This is a genomic window from Aminobacter sp. LjRoot7 (assembly GCF_964252895.1).
Lineage (GTDB): Bacteria > Pseudomonadota > Alphaproteobacteria > Rhizobiales > Rhizobiaceae > Aminobacter > Aminobacter aminovorans_B.
On sequence record NZ_CAXUPX020000008.1, the window covers coordinates 123,048 to 137,450 of the forward strand.

11 protein-coding genes and 1 pseudogene are annotated in these 14,403 nt (G+C 64.5%); 1 reads left to right on the plus strand and 11 read right to left on the minus strand.

The window, feature by feature from the left end:
* Nucleotides 1–86 precede the first annotated feature (86 nt).
* Together cml and ACSQ3E_RS21450 are read right to left on the minus strand one after the other, a co-directional pair.
* The gene (cml, locus tag ACSQ3E_RS21445) at nt 87–1,274 is read right to left on the minus strand and encodes a CmlA/FloR family chloramphenicol efflux MFS transporter (protein ID WP_436124249.1); all 1,188 of its coding nucleotides are present in this window, start codon (nt 1,272–1,274) and stop codon (nt 87–89) included.
* Between the two features lie 332 nt (nt 1,275–1,606).
* Nucleotides 1,607–2,647 (minus strand): diguanylate cyclase domain-containing protein, encoded by a 1,041-nt coding sequence (locus ACSQ3E_RS21450; protein ID WP_436124250.1) that lies wholly within the window; start codon nt 2,645–2,647, stop codon nt 1,607–1,609.
* 395 nt (nt 2,648–3,042) lie between these two features.
* On the opposite strand from ACSQ3E_RS21450, the pseudogene ACSQ3E_RS21455 reads away from it, so the two are divergent.
* Nucleotides 3,043–4,484: pseudogene (locus ACSQ3E_RS21455) on the plus strand (YifB family Mg chelatase-like AAA ATPase).
* 290 nt (nt 4,485–4,774) lie between these two features.
* Here the strand turns inward: ACSQ3E_RS21455 and ACSQ3E_RS21460 are convergent.
* The 9 genes from ACSQ3E_RS21460 to dnaK all read right to left on the minus strand — a co-directional run bounded on the left by ACSQ3E_RS21460 (nt 4,775) and on the right by dnaK (nt 14,270).
* On the minus strand, nt 4,775–5,404 hold the full coding sequence (locus ACSQ3E_RS21460) for a transglutaminase-like cysteine peptidase (RefSeq protein WP_409014668.1): 630 nt from the start codon (nt 5,402–5,404) through the stop codon (nt 4,775–4,777).
* A gap of 301 nt (nt 5,405–5,705) precedes the next feature.
* A complete protein-coding gene (locus ACSQ3E_RS21465) occupies nt 5,706–6,977 on the minus strand; it encodes a polyhydroxyalkanoate depolymerase (protein ID WP_436124251.1) in 1,272 nt (423 codons plus the stop codon).
* A 292-nt stretch (nt 6,978–7,269) separates the two neighbouring features.
* Entirely contained in the window at nt 7,270–7,557 is a 288-nt protein-coding gene (locus ACSQ3E_RS21470) for a DUF1330 domain-containing protein (protein WP_395449073.1), read from the minus strand.
* 147 nt (nt 7,558–7,704) lie between these two features.
* Complete coding sequence (gene pyrF / locus ACSQ3E_RS21475) at nt 7,705–8,406, minus strand: orotidine-5'-phosphate decarboxylase (protein ID WP_310325493.1); 702 nt, start codon at nt 8,404–8,406, stop codon at nt 7,705–7,707.
* Nucleotides 8,403–8,999: an NADPH-dependent FMN reductase gene (locus tag ACSQ3E_RS21480; protein ID WP_436124252.1), complete on the minus strand. Its 597-nt coding sequence runs from the start codon at nt 8,997–8,999 to the stop codon at nt 8,403–8,405. Before ACSQ3E_RS21480 ends, pyrF begins: the two co-directional genes overlap by 4 nt.
* Nucleotides 9,000–9,089: 90 nt before the next feature.
* A complete protein-coding gene (gene pmtA / locus ACSQ3E_RS21485; RefSeq protein WP_436124253.1) occupies nt 9,090–9,695 on the minus strand; it encodes a phospholipid N-methyltransferase PmtA in 606 nt (201 codons plus the stop codon).
* 99 nt (nt 9,696–9,794) lie between these two features.
* Nucleotides 9,795–10,928, minus strand: coding sequence for a molecular chaperone DnaJ (dnaJ, locus tag ACSQ3E_RS21490; RefSeq protein WP_436124254.1), 1,134 nt, complete (start codon nt 10,926–10,928; stop codon nt 9,795–9,797).
* A gap of 165 nt (nt 10,929–11,093) precedes the next feature.
* Nucleotides 11,094–12,185: an acyltransferase family protein gene (locus ACSQ3E_RS21495; RefSeq protein WP_436124255.1), complete on the minus strand. Its 1,092-nt coding sequence runs from the start codon at nt 12,183–12,185 to the stop codon at nt 11,094–11,096.
* Nucleotides 12,186–12,353: 168 nt separating this feature from the next.
* Nucleotides 12,354–14,270: a molecular chaperone DnaK gene (gene dnaK / locus ACSQ3E_RS21500; RefSeq protein WP_436124256.1), complete on the minus strand. Its 1,917-nt coding sequence runs from the start codon at nt 14,268–14,270 to the stop codon at nt 12,354–12,356.
* Nucleotides 14,271–14,403: the final 133 nt, after the last annotated feature.

The window sequence follows — 14,403 nt, forward strand, 5'->3', positions numbered from 1 at the left end:
GGAAGGCCGGCAACCACGGCTTCAAACGCCGCGCCCCGGGATGCCGGGACGCGGCAAAAGCAAGCGGGCCTGAACGAGCCACAAACTTATCGCGCCTGCAGCCACCTCAGCCCACACAGCGTCGCCAGCGCCATGACAGTGCAATAGGCAACCAGCGGCCAGGCCGTGTCGCCGCCGAGCAGAACCACCGCCAGCGTGCCGACGACGCCGACGATCAGGCTCTGGACGCAGAAGTAGAGCGCAACGGCCGTGCCCGCCGCATCGCCGAACGCCTCGAGTACGCCATTCGCCGTCACCGCGCCGGCAAAGACGATGCCGATTGAGATTACCCACATCGGCACGATGAAGGCGAGGAACCCAGGCGCTGCGAACAGCTGCCCGAGGGCGAGCGACACGGCGCCAATGAGCAGCATGACCATGCCGCGCGCCAGGCTTCCCGGTATGCCCCAGCGCGCGACGAATAGTTTGGCGAAGCGCGTGGTGACGATCATCGCAAGCGCCGCCGTGGCAAAGGCAAGGCTAAAGCCGATCTGGGAGAAACCGGCCCCATCGATGAGCACGCGCGGCGCCGTCGAGAAAAAGACGAAGAACGCCCCCATCGCCGTGCTGAAGCCCAGCGTGTAGACGAGGAAGGCCGGGCTTTTGAGGATCGACCGGAAGGCCGGACGCGACTGGACCGTCTCCGGCCGGGTCTCGTGCCAGCGTGGCAGTGCGTTCAGCGTTGCCGCCACGGCGAGCACGCCGAGCGTGGCGAAGATCGCCCGCCAGCCCAGACCATGGGCGATCAGCGCACCGGCGATGGGTCCGAGCGCCGGCACGCAGGCCAGCATGGCGCTGAACAGGCCGTAGATGACGGCACCTTCCGGCCGCTCGGCATAGACGTCGCGCACCGTGGCGAAAGTAGCGACGAGTGCGGCGGAGGCGCCCAGCGCCTGGATGACACGCAGGACGACGAACAGCGGCGCCGAACTGGTGATGGCAAGCAGGAACGAAGCTGCCGCAAACAGCAGCGCGCCCGATATCAGCACCGGGCGCCGGCCGATCCGGTCGGAGATCGGGCCAAAGACGACCTGCCCGAGCCCGAGCACGATCATGTACAGGCTCAGCGTCAGCTGGACGACGGCAGGCGTCGTGCCGAGGATTGCAGGCATCGCCGGCACCACCGGCAGGTAGATGTCCATGGCCAGCGAGGCCAGGATGTCGAATGGCGCCATCAGCAGGAGTGCCGTTGGCAAAGAATAGCTCCACGCAGGGGGAGAGTTACGATTGGGCATGACTTTTCATCCGCACAAATGAATTTCATTCGGCGGCGACTGCCACTTCGCATGTCCAGTACATCGGCTGAATGTCCAGGAAACGATTTCCGGCAGCCGCGCTGGTCAATGATCAGGAAACGTGGGGCAGGGCGCCGCAACAACGTCTTGGTGTTGTTGCGGCCTATCTGTCTGCGGACTTGGCTGTACCCATGTTCGTCTCGCGGAGGGCGCCTTGGCGCGCCTTGATAAGCTCGCGGCTTCCTAGCAGCCTGCCTGGCCAGGGACAACCCCAAGGGTCAGATGGGGGTTGGCCGTCGAGGCCCGCCGGACAGCAGAACGCCCGTCGCGCCTCATGCAGCGCGCGGGTTTCTCACGCCTGCCGCCTCTGGCGTCTTGAAGATCCGGAACGTGTTGCGGCCCGCCGATTTGGCGGCATAGAGCGCGGTGTCGGCTCGCACCAGCAGGTCCGAGGGCTCACTGTCGTCATGGAGCGCGATGCCAATCGAGGCGCCGAGCTTCAGGGCGCGGCCGCCATGGTCGACGGTCCTGCCGACCTTGTCGATGATCTCACGCGCCAGTTCCGCTATACCAGCCAGATCGAGCCCCGGGCCCACCAGCACGGCGAACTCGTCGCCGCCGATGCGCGAGACGAGCTCGACGCCGGCGCAGGCGCTTTCCAGGCGCCGGGCCACTTCCTTCAGGCACTCGTCGCCGGCAACATGGCCGAAGGTGTCGTTGATCTGCTTGAAGCCGTCGAGGTCGACCAACAGCAGCGCGCCGAGCGGCGACCGGTCGTCGCCGTCAGCAGTCAGCTCCGCCAGCTTGGTCTGGAAACGGCTGCGGTTGGCGAGCCCGGTCATGACGTCATACTCGGCGAGATAGCGGGTCTGGTCGGCGAGGATCTTCTCTTCGGTGATGTCCTGCTTCATGCCGAAGATGCGCACGGCGACCCCATCCTCGCATTCGACGCTGGCGGTGATGCGGATCCAGCGGCGATTGCCCTTCGCCGTCACGATCTCGGCGTCCAAGCCGAAACCGGTGCGCTCGGCTATGCCCTTGCTGCGCTTGGCCTGCAGCTCGATGGCCGAAGCCGCCGTGTAGCACTTGACGATCTCTTCGCGGACGAGCGGCGATCCGCGCGGCAGGTCGAACAGGTCGTAGACCACGTCGGTCCAGTGCAGAGCCTGGTCGGCAAGGTTGCATTGCCACACGCCGATACGGGCGGCGGCCGAGGAGCGGTCGAAAATCTTCTGGCTATGCGCCAGCGAGGCCGCCTGCTCGCGGATCAGCGCTGCCTGCACCTCCAGCCTGGCCTCGAGCCCGGCGATGGTTGCGTCGTGCTGCCGGAGAACGGCCCGCCGCCGAATATGCCGCGATGACGGACTGCGCATGAAGATTGGTTGCCCCTGTTTCCGGTGCAGCTTCGCGCGGCGGCGCTTAATATTCCCTCTCTCTAATGCCGCAACGGCAGATTGCCCGGCGCCAAGGTTAACACATCGCGAACACACACCACTCCGACGCGCATGTTCTTGAATTGTTCTTGCGCACTTCTGCAATCTATGCTTGTCTTGGATTGGGACTTATACAGCCTGACGCAGGCGAGGGGCCGCCTGCCTGATTTCGAACCAACGTGCATGAATTGCCGCAGCGCATCCGTGCGTCCTCGAGGGCGCACTGCGCCATAGGGGAGGGCAGCATGGTTTCGCGCGTGCGCACTGTCGCGTTCCAGGGCATCGAGGCGGTTCCCGTCGACGTGCAGGTGATGGTGGCGCCCGGCAAGGTCGGCATGCAGATCGTCGGCCTGCCCGACAAGGCGGTGGCCGAAAGCCGCGAGCGGGTGCAGGCGGCGCTGCACGCCTCCGGCCTGTCGATGCCGGCCAAGAAAGTGACGGTCAACCTAGCGCCTGCCGACCTGCCCAAGGAAGGCAGCCACTACGACCTGCCCATCGCGCTCGGGCTGATGGCGGCACTCGGCGCCTTGCCGGGCGATGCGCTCGCCGCCTATGTCGTGCTCGGCGAGCTGTCGCTCGACGGCACCATTTCGGCGGTGGCCGGGGCATTGCCGGCGGCAATCGGGGCGAATGCGGAAGGCAAGGGCCTGATCTGTCCCGCCGCCAGCGGGCCGGAAGCCGCCTGGGCCGGTGCCGACATCGACATCCTGGCGCCGCGCAGCCTGATTGCCATCGCCAACCATTTTCGCGGCACCCAGGTGCTGTCACGCCCTGAGCCAGGCATCCGTGCGGCAGCGCACGACCTGCCCGACCTCGCCGACATCAAGGGCCAGGAAAGCGCCAAACGCGCGCTCGAAGTCGCCGCCGCCGGCGGCCACAACCTGTTGATGGTCGGCCCGCCCGGCGCCGGCAAGTCGATGCTGGCCGCTAGGCTGCCGTCGATCCTGCCGCCGCTGTCGCCCAAGGAACTGCTCGAAGTATCGATGATCGCCTCGATCGCCGGCGAGCTCGCCGAGGGCAAGCTCACCGACCGGCGGCCATTCCGCGCGCCGCATCATTCGGCCTCGATGGCGGCGATGGTCGGCGGTGGCCTGCGGGCGCGGCCGGCGAGGTGTCGCTCGCCCATCACGGCGTGCTGTTCCTCGACGAATTCCCCGAATTCACCCCGCAGGTGCTCGATTCCCTGCGCCAGCCGCTCGAAGCGGGCGAGTGCATGATCGCGCGCGCCAATCATCGCATCACCTATCCGGCGCGCATCCAGCTGGTCGCGGCGATGAATCCGTGCCGCTGCGGCATGGCCGGCGAGCCCGGCTATCGCTGCCTGCGCGGCACGCGCTGCCAGTCCGACTACCAGGCGCGCATCTCCGGGCCGCTGCTCGACCGCATCGACCTGCGTATCGAAGTGCCGGCGGTCTCCGCCTCCGACCTCATTCGCGGCAGCCGTTCGGAAGCCAGCGCCGACGTCGCCCTGCGCGTCGCCCGGGCGCGCAGCATCCAACGCGAGCGCCTCGAACGCTGCGGCGTCACAGGTGCCACCACCAACGCCCAATGCGCCGCAGGCCTGATCGAAGACATCGCCGCGCCCGATGCTGCTGGGCTTTCGCTGCTCCGCGACGCCAGCGAAAAGCTCGGCTTTTCCGCCCGCGCCTATCACCGGGTGCTCAAGGTGGCACGCACACTGGCCGATCTCGACGGCAACGACACCGTCGGCCGCATCCACCTTGCCGAGGCGATTTCCTACCGCATCAGCGCCGAGCGCATAGCGCAGGCGGCGTAGGAGAAAAAAGCGCAAGCGCGAGCCGGGTGATCGCCTGGAGAGGAGGGCTTCAGGCGAAGAGTGATGGGCATGCGGACGGCCGACGCGACGCCGCAGCTTCGGCAGGGCTGGACCTCACTGCCTCCGGTCGTCGTCAAAGAAAATTGCACGCCGCGATCGTCCGTCCGGAGTTCGAGAAGTAGGTGGACGCTTGGAAGGAGGCGGAAACCGCCGGCAACGACGCCCGGCGACCGCTGCAATGCCCTGCGCGGTATTGCAGCGGATTCCAGAGGGACTGCGCTTGCGAAGCCCTACTTGACCGAGCCGACCAGCATCGGCTGGCCTTCGCGGATCGTCACCCAGCGGCCGGTGTTCTCACTCGACTGACGCTTGAGATAGCTGTAGCCGGTCTCGTCCCACTGGCGCACGGCGTCGGTCAGGTTGTCGAGGATGAAGTCGCCCTTGGAGGTACGCACGGTCAGCACGGCATGGCCCTCACCATCGGGCTTGCGCACAACCGTGATCAACAGGTTGGACAGCTTCAGGCCTTCGCGGCTCAAGGTCCTGCGCTTTTCCAGCACATAGTCCTCGCAGTCGCCTTCGCCATTGTCGGGGTAGGTCCAGACCTCGTCGCGGCCATAGATATCGATGTCGTTCATCGGCTTGATGGCGGCGTTGACCGAGACGTTGACGGCGACGATCTTGCGCCACATCGCGCCCGTCATCTCCTCGGGACCGGTGTCGCGCGACCTGATCGAGCACTCGGCCGGGTTGAGGCGGCAGAAATCATAATGGCCGATCGGCTGCGACGTCAGGCCGCCCGTGATCATCGGCTGGGAAGCGGCAAAGGCTGCACCGGCGGACAAAACCACGCCCGTCATCAGCCCGAAAAACACACCGGCACGCCCCGCCGCGCACCGTACGCCTGCTGCGGAAATCATCTGCCCCGCTCGCCCCATTTACATCGTTAACAAAACGTTAAGAGCGAGGGGCAGGCAGAGTCAATCAAAGCTCGCGGCAGATTGCAGACATGGTTACCGCAGCGGCGGCCAAGCGATAATTGTGCAACAGACCTCCAGCGCGGCGACCCGGCAGCCGGAGCCGGCTTTCTCCGGACACGTCGCAAGAATTCAACGGGTTAGGGTGCCGTACAGGCTGATGGGAGCCCGGAATGCAAAAAGGCCCGGCGTTGTGCACCGGGCCTTGCCTGTGGAAAAGCTGAAGCTGGCTAGGCGGCGGCCGTCAGGCCTTGCGCACCAGCCGCGGCTTGGCCGCCTTGCGCGCGGAGGCGCCATAGCTCGCCATGAAGTCGACGATGCGCGGCACGATCTCGGCGCGGAAGCGCGAGCCGTTGAAGACGCCGTAATGGCCGACAGCCGGCTGCATGTAATGCGCCTTCATGTCGTCGGGAACGTTGACGCACAAATCGTGCGCGGCCTGCGTCTGGCCAAGGCCCGAAATGTCGTCGTTCTCGCCCTCGACGGTGAACAGCGCCACGTTGCGGATCGCAGAGGTGTCGACCGGCTGGCCGCGATGGGTCATCTCACCCTTGGGCAAAGCGTGGCGCACGAAGACGGTGTCGACGGTCTGCAGGTAGAACTCGGCGGTCAGGTCCATCACCGCCAGATATTCGTCGTAGAAGTCGCGGTGCTTCTCGGCGCCGTCGCCATCGTTCTTCACGAGGTGCATGAAGAAGTCCTTGTGGGCGATGATGTGGCGGTCGAGGTTCATGGTCATGAAGCCCGACAGCTGCAGGAAGCCCGGATAGACCTCGCGGGCAAAGCCGGGTGCTGGCCACGGCACCTGCATGATGACGTTGTCGCGGAACCACTCGATGCTCTTCTTCTCGGCGAGCTCGTTCACGGCGGTCGGATTGCGCCTGGTGTCGATCGGGCCGCCCATCAGCGTCATGGTCGACGGCGCGAAGCGGTCGCCGCGCGCTTCCATCACGGCGACGGCTGCAAGTACCGGCACCGAAGGCTGGCACACCGCCATCACATGGGTATCCGGTCCCAACGCGTGGAACATGTCGATGACATAGTCGATGTAGTCGTCGAGATCGAACTTGCCTTCGGTTACCGGCACCATGCGGGCGTCGGCCCAGTCGGTGATGTAGACGTCGGCATGCGGCAGCATCGCCTCGACGGTGCCGCGCAACAGCGTCGCATAGTGGCCCGACATCGGCGCCACGATCAGCAGCTTGGGGTCGGGACGGCGGCCGGCGGGCAGGTCGCGCTCGAAGCGGATCAGGTTGCAGAACGGCCTGGACCAGGCGACCTTCTCGGTCACCGCCACCGGCTGGAAGTCGACGACCGTCTTGCCGAGGCCGAAGGCAGGCTTGCCGTAGCGGCGCGTCGTGCGCTCGAAAAGCTCGGCCATCGCCGCCACCGAGCGGCCGAGCGGCATGTGCGAGAACGGGTTGAGCGGGTTGGAATAGAACAGCTTGACGGCGTCGGCATAGGCGCGCGCCGGCTGCAGAGCAGCATGGGTCGATTCATAAAGCTGGTAAAACATGATGTCCTCATACGGCCATTCGGGGAGGCGAGCCGGCCGGAGGCCCGTCATGCAATGCAGCGAAGTTAACAAACATCTGCTGCGATGCAATATCTCACTTGGTGTGAAACAGGGTCATTGTTTAGTCCAAGCTGTTGAAAATCCGTTTCCAATGGCGCCGCCGGCTCAGCATCTGCCTGACTTGACGTTGTGCAGCGCCGAAAGACCCCGAATCAGTCTTGCGGACAAACGCCATCGCCGCGCGGAGCCTTGCGGCGCAGCGCAGTAACGCGATTCAGTGCGTTGCGTGGTGCTAGATGCCTTCGACCAGCATGATTTCGCCATCGGCAAACTGCTGGCGGATCGACTTGGCGTGCTGGTATTCGGGCGAGAAGTAGCAGTTGCGCGCGTCTTCCATCGAGGCGAATTCGATGATCACGTTGCGGGCCCGGCCCGGCCCCTCGACCGCCTCATGGGCGCCGCCACGGGCAATGAACTTCGCGCCGAAGCGCTCGAAAGCCGGCTTCGCCGCGGCGACATAGCCCTTGTAGCCCTCGGGGTCGCGAACATCGACGCGTGCGATCCAGTAAGCCTTGGTCATTCTTTCCTCCCGGGCTGCCACATCTCCAAAAATTCGCTGTGACGAGTCGTCTGGTGCGGGTTTCGAGAACCGGGGCGCAGCGGACATTCGGGTCCGTGAGCACCGGAAGCGGAGAAAACCGCGGCAGGCGGCCGTCACAGTAGAATTTTAGGCCTTTGCCATTTCCTCAAGGATAGCCTGGGCTGCGGCCTTCCTGTCAACCGCGCCGACGATCGGGCGGGCAACGACGAGGTGGCTCGAGCCATTGCGCATGGCGTCAGCCGGGGTGACGACGCGCTTCTGGTCGCCATGGTCGCTGCCTGTGGGGCGAATGCCCGGCGTTACGACGGCCATGTTCGGCCCGACGATGCGGCGCACGGCGGAGGCTTCGCTGGCCGAGCAGACGATGCCGCCCATCTTTGCCTGCAGCGCCTGCTCGGCGCGGCGCAGCACCAGCGTGTGCGGGTCGTATTCGTAGCCCGCGTCGATCATGTCCTTTTCGTCCATCGAGGTCAGCACCGTCACCGCGAGCAGGCACAGGTCGCTGCCTTTGGCGGCCTCGACGGCTGCCTTCATCGCCTTGGGATAGGCATGCAGCGTCAGCATGGTCATACCCATCTTGACAATGTTCTCGACGCCCTTGGCGACCGTGTTGTCGATGTCGAGCAGCTTCATGTCGAGGAAGACCTTGGTGCCGCCGCTCGCCAGTTCGCGGGCGAAATCGAGCCCGCCGGCAAAGGCCAGCTGGTAGCCGATCTTGTAGAAGCTGGCTGTGCCTTCGAGTTCGCGCACCGCCCTCTCCGCTTCCTTGACGGTCGGCAGGTCGAGGCCGACGATCAGCCGGTCGCGTACAGTGTCTATGCTGCTCATGGTTCTACCCTTCGCGACATCATTGTGGCTCGTTCGATCAGCGCATGGCACAGCCGCTGCATGCCCTTGCGCAGGCGCTCCTCGCGGAATTCGCCGTTGTCGTCGAAGGCCTCGCTGCCATGCGGCACCGAAACCTGCGGTGAAATCACTTCCATCTGGATGTGCGATAGCACCGCGCGCAGATGGGTGGCGCTGCGGATGCCGGCAAAATGGCCGTCGGAGGACGAGCAGATCGCCACCAGCTTGCCGGCATAGGGCTGCAGCCGCCTGCCGCCATCGCTGCGCACGCGGCTGACCCAGTCGATGGTGTTCTTGAGCAGCGGCGGCATCGAGCCGTTATATTCGGGCGTCGCGATCAGCACCGCGTCATGCATGTCGATCAGGCGGGCGAGCTTGATGGCGTTTTCGGGCACGCCGTCGCGTTCCTCGAGGTCCTCGTCCATGATCGGCAGCGGATAGTCGGCCAGCGAGATGCGCGTCACGTCGGCGCCCTGCAGCGCCAGTTCCTTCTGCGCTATGTCGGCCGTGCGGCCGCTATAGGCGCCGGTCCTGATCGAACCGGCAAAGACGAGAATTCTGGGAACGAGCGGCATCATCCATCCTGTGGCACGCCCGGCAAGGCGTGCCCAACATCGTGGCGACGGTATAGGGGCGATCAGCCGGCCAAATCAAGGCCGCAGCGCTCAGTGCTTGGCGCGGCGATAGACCCAGAGCTGCGTCGGCGGAATGTTGCGGATGATGAAGTCGAAATGCTCGACGGTGTAGTTGCCGAGGCCCGGCGGGATCGGCGACTTCGGGCCGTAGGTCAGCTGGATCACCGGCCGGCCGGCGGGGATGCGCTTGAGCAGGCCCTCGAGATAGGCGACGCGGCTGGTAACCGGGAAGTTGAGCAGCGGCACGCCCGAGACGACCGAGTCGAAGGTCAGGTCCTTGTTGACGCCCAGCGTGTTGTCGAGGTCGAAGGCATCGCCCTCGATGACGTTGACGGCCGGATAGAGGCGGCGCAGGTGCTGGACGAAATCGGCTGAGTATTCAACCGTGTAGAGATCCTCCGGCTTGACGCCGTGGGCGAGGATCGCCTTGGTGATGACGCCGGTGCCGGGCCCGACTTCCAGGACCGGCAGGCCCGAGCGGGTGTTGATGACAGAGGCCATGCGCTTGGCGGTGACCGAACTCGTCGGCACGATCGAACCGACGGCCTTGGGCTTGTCGATCCAACCCTTGAAGAACTTCAGCTCGTCATCGAACTTGGCCGCAAGGGTTTTGCGCAATCCGGAACCGCGTGGCATCGCTTCGATCTCCTCACCGCTTCTGGGGGGAGAAATAACAGCAAAGTGGGCCAGCGCAAGCAGAAAGCTGGCTCAATTTCCGTTACGGCAGAAACATCCTCATTTATCGCCGAAGGACTCGAAAAAGTCCTTCATGCGCGAGAAGAAACCGCTCGACTGCGGCGAGTTCTCGGTCGACGACAGCTTCTCGAACTCCTCGAGCAGCTCGCGCTGCCGCCGTGTCAGGTTCTGCGGCGTCTCGACCGCCGTCTGGATGTAGAGATCACCGACCTGCGGCTGGCGCAGGATCGGCATGCCCTTGCCCTTGAGGCGGAACTGACGGCCGTTCTGGGTGCCCTCAGGCACCTTCACGCGCGTCTGGGTACCATCGAGCGTCGCCACCTCGAACTGCCCGCCAAGGGCCGCCGTGGTCATCGAGATCGGCACCTTGCAATAGAGGTCGGCGCCATCGCGCTGGAAGAACTCGTGCGGCTTGACCGACAGGAAGATGTAGAGGTCGCCCGAAGGGCCGCCGCGCAGGCCGGCTTCGCCTTCATTGGCGAGACGGATGCGGGTGCCGTCCTCGATGCCCGAGGGAATGTTGACCGACAGCGAGCGCTCTTCTGTGACGCGGCCCTGACCGGCGCACTTGCCGCACGGGTCCTTGATCGTCTGGCCGCGGCCCTGGCATTGCGGGCAGGTGCGCTCGATCGAGAAGAAGCCCTGGCTGGCGCGTACCTTGCCGTGGCCCTGGCACATCGAGCAGGTCACCGGCTGGGTGCCGGGCTTGGCGCCCGAACCGGCGCATTCGGTGCACAGGATCGAGGTCGGCACGCGAATCTGCGCGGTCTTGCCGGCAAAAGCCTCCTCAAGCGTGATTTCCATGTTGTAGCGCAGGTCGGCACCGCGCTCGCGGCCACCCGAGGAACGGCGCCTGCCGCCACCCATCATGTCGCCGAAGATGTCTTCGAAGATGTCGGCGAAACCGCCGGCGCCAAAGCCCTGGCCACCGCCATTGCCCATGCCGCCATTCTCGAAGGCGGCGTGGCCGAAGCGGTCATAGGCGGCGCGCTTCTGCGGGTCCTTCAGCGTCTCGTAGGCTTCGTTGATTTCCTTGAACTTGTGCTCGCACGCGTCATCGCCCGGATTGCGGTCGGGGTGGAACTGCATCGCAAGCTTGCGGAAGGCCGATTTCAGCTCCTTCTCGTCAGCGCCCTTCTGGACGCCCAGCGTTTCGTAGAAATCAGCTTTCATATCTTCCCGTCACTGCCTCGGCGCTATCCACCGGACTGCGCCATCGGTGGTAATAGGCCCCGATTTAGTAAACCATGCGCCGGTATGCCATAGGCCGGGCGGCCGAAGCGGCAGATTTCGGCAGAAAATCGGCTAAATTTGCAGCGGTTGTGGCCTTGGGGCCGCTCAGGCGATGCGGCGCCGGGTGGCTTTGGGCTTTTCCGCCCCCAACCGGGAATTGAGATACTGGCTCACCGGCCCCTCAAAGTAGCGGTCCGAGGCCATCGCCACCACCATCACGGTCACCGCGGGCACCAGCCAGAAGGTGTAGAAGCCGACAACCTCGAGCGGCTCGACCAGCTTGCGCCAGACAAGCGCCAGCAGCAGCGTCTCGATGACGGGATGGATCATATAGATGCCGAACGACACGCGTCCGAGCGGATGCAGCGGCTTGAGATAAAGCGCGCCATCGGGATTGTTGCGCTCGGCAAGGGCGGCGAGAAACGTCGCTGCCGCGAGCAAAAGCACGATCACATAGGCGTTCTGCTGCGTCGCCATCGCAGCGATCGCCAGGACAAAGGCCAGCCAGCCGGGCAGGTGGCTCGAAAGTGTGAGCCTGGAGTCGCGCACCGCCACCGCCACCATCGCGCCAAGCGCGAAATCGGCAAAGGCGCGATAGGCGCCCCAGGTGTTGGCCTCGAGCCAGCTCGGAAACGGGATCCAGCCCAGCATCACTGCGAATTCCAGCACGGTAACGGCGGATGCCGCCACGACCACCAGTCCCCACATGCCATGGCGGCGATAGGCCAAGACGATGACTGGCAAGGCGAGATAGCAGAACCACTCGGCCGACAGCGTCCAGCTGACATAGTTGAAGGTCAGATTGTCGGTCAGCCCCCAGGCCTGGACCAGCATCAGATTGGCCGGCAGCGCCGTCCAGGCGTAGCGCTCGGGCTGCTGCGTCTGCACCAGGTCGAAATGCAGTGCTGCGGCAACGATGCAGAAAAACAGCAGCGTGACGAGATAGAGCGGATAGAGCCGGGCCAGACGGCGGACGATGAAGCGGCGGAACGAGCCGGGCTCGGCCATCAGCGTGTCGGCATAACGCAGCATGATCAGGAAGCCCGAGATCATGAAGAACATCTCCATCAGCGGCATCAGCCGGTAGAGCGCCGCACTGGCCGCCTCATGTCCGGGCGGCGCATAGCGCAGGAAATGCCACATCATCACGGTAAGCGCCGCTGCCAGCCGCCAGACTTCGAGTGTCCTGAAGTGCATGCTGCCCTCCGCCACCGCGCGGCCGAGGTCAATTGTCGGCCGGGTCCAGCCACAGCCTGCCTGTACTTTCTTTCCTTAAGCTTAAACGCCGCAAGCCTCTGTATTCGGTGCAAAAGAAAAGCCCGGCGCGATGACCGGGCTTTCCGATTAGACTGGATGTCGAGCCGATCAGGCCGACTTCTTCTTGTCGTCGTTGTCGTCGATCTCTTCGAAATCGGCGTCGACCACGTCGCTGTCCTTGGCTGCATCAGCCGCGGCGTCGGATTCGGCCGCTTCCTTCTGCGAAGCCTCATACATGGCCTGGCCGAGCTTCATCGAAGCTTCGGCAAGCGCCTGCGACTTGGCATTGATCGCTTCGGCGTCGTCGCCTTCGGTCGCGGTCTTCAGCGCGGCGATCGCATCCGAAATGGCGGTGCGATCTGCCTCGGTGACCTTGTCGCCATATTCCTTCAGCGACTTCTCCGACGAGTTCAGCAAGCTTTCGGCCTGGTTGCGTGCCTCGACCAGCGCCTTGCGCTTCTTGTCGGCCTCGGCATTGACCTCGGCGTCCTTGACCATCTTCTCGATGTCGGCGTCGGACAGACCGCCAGATGCCTGGATGCGGATCTGGTGCTCCTTGCCGGTGCCCTTGTCCTTCGCCGAGACGTTGACGATGCCGTTGGCGTCGATGTCGAAGGTCACTTCGATCTGCGGCACGCCGCGCGGTGCGGGCGGAATGCCGACGAGGTCGAACTGGCCGAGCATCTTGTTGTCGGCAGCCATTTCACGCTCGCCCTGGAAGACGCGGATGGTCACTGCCGACTGGCTGTCTTCAGCCGTCGAGAAGACCTGGCTCTTCTTGGTCGGGATCGTGGTGTTGCGCTCGATCAGGCGGGTGAACACGCCGCCCAGCGTCTCGATGCCCAGCGACAGCGGGGTCACGTCGAGCAGCAGTACGTCCTTGACGTCACCCTGGAGAACGCCGGCCTGGATCGCGGCACCGAGTGCAACCACCTCATCGGGGTTGACGCCCTTGTGCGGCTCCTTGCCGAAGAACTGCTTCACGATCTCCTGGATTTTGGGCATGCGGGTCATGCCACCGACCAGCACCACTTCGTCGATCTCGCCAGCCTTGAGGCCGGCATCCTTGAGCGCTGCCTTGCACGGCTCGATCGTGCGCTGGACGAGGTCGTCGACCAGCTGCTCGAACTTGGCGCGCGACAGCTTCAGCGTCAGGTGCTTCGGGCCGGTCGCGTCAGCGGTGATGAAGGGCAGGTTGATTTCGGTCTGGGTCGTCGACGACAGCTCGATCTTGGCCTTTTCCGCAGCTTCCTTGAGGCGCTGCAGGGCAAGCTTGTCGTTCTTCAGGTCGATGCCCTGTTCCTTTTTGAACTCGGCCGCCAGGTACTCGACCAGGCGCATGTCGAAGTCTTCGCCGCCGAGGAAGGTGTCGCCGTTGGTCGACTTCACCTCGAACACGCCGTCGCCGATCTCGAGAACCGAGATATCGAAGGTACCGCCGCCAAGGTCATAGACCGCAATCGTCTTGCCTTCGGTCTTGTCGAGGCCATAGGCCAGCGCCGCAGCGGTCGGCTCGTTGATGATGCGCAGCACTTCCAGGCCAGCGATCTTGCCGGCGTCCTTGGTGGCCTGGCGCTGGGCGTCGTTGAAATAAGCCGGAACGGTGATGACGGCCTTCTCGACCTTCTCGCCGAGATAGGCTTCCGCCGTCTCCTTCATCTTCTGCAGGATCATCGCCGAGATCTGGCTGGGCGACTGCTTCTTGTCGCCGGCTTCCACCCAGGCGTCGCCGTTGTCACCCTTCACGATGTGATAGGGGACCAGCTTCTTGTCCTTCTCGGTGACCGGATCGTCATAGCGGCGGCCGATCAGGCGCTTGACCGCGAAGACGGTGTTTTCAGGGTTGGTGACCGCCTGGCGCTTGGCCGGCTGGCCGACGAGACGCTCGCCGTCGCCGCTGAAAGCGACGATGGAAGGGGTCGTGCGCGCGCCTTCCGCGTTCTCGATGACTTTCGCGTCCTTGCCGTCCATGACGGCGACGCAGGAATTTGTCGTTCCCAGGTCGATACCGATAACTTTTGCCATTTTACTACTTCTCTCCGCTAAGCAGGCTCTCTGGACCCATGAAGGCGTTCCGACGAAAGCCCCTGTTCACTCGAAATGCCGCTCCAGATACCGGTTTTCCGGGCCGAAGCGGTGTTGCGGCGTATATAAGAAC

Coding starts and splice junctions, on each gene's coding strand:
- dnaJ (WP_436124254.1), bottom strand. CDS start 10,928: ATGAAAGCTGATTTCTACGAAACGCTGGGCGTCCAGAAGGGCGCTGAC.
- ACSQ3E_RS21480 (WP_436124252.1), bottom strand. CDS start 8,999: ATGCCGCTCGTTCCCAGAATTCTCGTCTTTGCCGGTTCGATCAGGACC.
- cml (WP_436124249.1), bottom strand. CDS start 1,274: ATGCCCAATCGTAACTCTCCCCCTGCGTGGAGCTATTCTTTGCCAACG.
- ACSQ3E_RS21460 (WP_409014668.1), bottom strand. CDS start 5,404: ATGATTTCCGCAGCAGGCGTACGGTGCGCGGCGGGGCGTGCCGGTGTG.
- pyrF (WP_310325493.1), bottom strand. CDS start 8,406: ATGAGCAGCATAGACACTGTACGCGACCGGCTGATCGTCGGCCTCGAC.
- ACSQ3E_RS21470 (WP_395449073.1), bottom strand. CDS start 7,557: ATGACCAAGGCTTACTGGATCGCACGCGTCGATGTTCGCGACCCCGAG.
- pmtA (WP_436124253.1), bottom strand. CDS start 9,695: ATGCCACGCGGTTCCGGATTGCGCAAAACCCTTGCGGCCAAGTTCGAT.
- dnaK (WP_436124256.1), bottom strand. CDS start 14,270: ATGGCAAAAGTTATCGGTATCGACCTGGGAACGACAAATTCCTGCGTC.
- ACSQ3E_RS21450 (WP_436124250.1), bottom strand. CDS start 2,647: ATGCGCAGTCCGTCATCGCGGCATATTCGGCGGCGGGCCGTTCTCCGG.
- ACSQ3E_RS21465 (WP_436124251.1), bottom strand. CDS start 6,977: ATGTTTTACCAGCTTTATGAATCGACCCATGCTGCTCTGCAGCCGGCG.
- ACSQ3E_RS21495 (WP_436124255.1), bottom strand. CDS start 12,185: ATGCACTTCAGGACACTCGAAGTCTGGCGGCTGGCAGCGGCGCTTACC.